This window comes from Pectobacterium sp. IFB5596 (assembly GCF_021432585.1).
GTDB lineage: Bacteria > Pseudomonadota > Gammaproteobacteria > Enterobacterales > Enterobacteriaceae > Pectobacterium > Pectobacterium punjabense.
Genome location: NZ_LXFY01000028.1, coordinates 1 through 2,066, shown reverse-complemented (window position 1 = coordinate 2,066; position 2,066 = coordinate 1). Strand labels below are relative to the sequence as shown.

The window sequence follows — 2,066 nt, the reverse complement described above, 5'->3', positions numbered from 1 at the left end:
ACCGGTGCGTCGTTGACCGGCCGTACTCCAATGCTGACGGTGCTGGTGGTGGTGCCGCCGTTGCCGTCCGACACCGTGACCACAAAGCGGTCGTTACCGTTAAAGTTGGCGCCCGGCGTATAGGTGTACGCCCCGGTGGTACCATCCAGCGTCAGCGTGCCGTTAGCAGGTTGCGTACTCACGCTGTAACGCAGGGTGTCGCCGTCCACGTCGGTGGCCACAATGGTGCCGCTCACCGGCGTGTCTTCATCGGTGGCAATACTCTGATCCGCCGTCACCGGCGCATCGTTCACCGGCCGCACCCCAATGCTCACCGTACTGGTGGTGGTGCCGCCGTTGCCGTCCGAGACGGTGACGACAAAGCGGTCGTTACCGTTAAAGTTGGCGCCCGGCGTATAGGTGTATTGCCCAGTCGCGCCGTCCAGCGTCAGGGTACCGTTGGCCGGTTGCGTGTTCACCGTATAGCTCAGCGTATCGCCATCCACATCGGTCGCCACAATGGTGCCGCTCACCGGCGTGTCTTCATCCGTGGCAATACTCTGATCCGCCGTCACCGGCGCATCGTTCACCGGCCGTACCCCAATGCTCACCGTGCTGGTCGTCGTCCCGCCGTTGCCGTCTGACACCGTGACGACAAAGCGGTCATTGCCGTTAAAGTTGGCGCCCGGCGTATAGGTGTACGCCCCGGTGGTGCCATCCAGCGTCAGCGTGCCGTTGGCCGGCGGGGTACCGACCGTATAACTCAGGGTGTCGCCATCCACATCGGTGGCCACAATGGTGCCGCTCACCGGCGTATCTTCATCCGTGGCTATCGACTGGTCCGCCGTCACCGGGGCGTCGTTCACCGGCCGCACCCCAATGCTCACCGTGCTGGTGGTGGTGCCCCTGTTGCCGTCCGACACCGTCACCACAAAACGGTCATTGCCGTTAAAGTTGGTGCCCGGCGTATAGGTGTACGCGCCAGTCGCACTGTTTAACGTCAGCGTGCCATTGGCCGGTGGCGTACCGACGGTATAACTCAGGGTGTCGCCGTCGACGTCGGTCGCCACAATGGTGCCGCTCACCGGTGTATCTTCATCCGTGGCTATCGACTGGTCAGCGGTCACTGGCGCATCGTTCACCGGGCGCACCCCAATGCTCACCGTACTGATGGTGGTGCCGCCGTTGCCGTCCGACACCGTGACCACAAAACGGTCATTGCCGTTAAAGTTGGCGCCCGGCGTATAGGTGTACGCCCCGGTGGTGCCATCCAGCGTCAGCGTGCCGTTGGCCGGTGGCGTGCCGACCGTATAACTCAGGGTGTCGCCGTCCACATCGGTGGCCACAATGGTGCCGCTCACCGGCGTATCTTCATCCGTGGCAATACTCTGGTCGGCCGTCACCGGTGCATCATTCACCGGCCGCACCCCGATACTCACGGTGCTGGTGGTGGTGCCGCCGTTGCCGTCCGACACCGTGACCACAAAACGGTCATTGCCGTTAAAGTTGGCGCCCGGCGTATAGGTATACGCCCCGGTAGCACCATTGAGCGTCAGCGTACCGTTGGCCGGTGGGGTACCGACCGTATAACTCAGCGTATCGCCGTCGACGTCGGTCGCCACAATGGTGCCGCTCACCGGCGTATCTTCATCCGTGGCTATCGACTGGTCCGCCGTCACCGGGGCGTCGTTGACCGGGCGTACCCCGATACTGACGGTGCTGGTGGTGGTGCCGCCGTTACCGTCCGATACCGTGACAATAAAGCGATCGTTGCCGTTGTAGTCCTGCGCCGGCGTATAGGTGTACTGCCCCGTCGCCCCGTCCAGGGTCAGGGTACCGTGCTGCGGCTGTGTGCTCACGCTGTAGCGCAGCGTATCGCCGTCGACGTCGGTCGCCACAATGGTGCCGCTCACCGGCGTATCTTCATCCGTGGCTATCGACTGGTCGGCCGTCACCGGGGCGTCGTTGACCGGGCGTACCCCGATACTGACGGTACTGGTGGTGGTGCCGCCGTTACCGTCCGATACCGTGACAATAAAGCGGTCATTGCCGTTAAAGTTGGCGCCCGGCGTATAGGTGTAGGCGCC

At 63.4% G+C, this 2,066-nt stretch carries 1 protein-coding gene; it reads right to left on the bottom strand.

Features of this window, described 5'->3' with window-relative positions; all coding sequences use genetic code 11:
* Window positions 1-2,066 (bottom strand): tandem-95 repeat protein (locus A6301_RS16215; protein WP_234258265.1); only part of this gene is annotated, 2,066 nt, incomplete at both ends.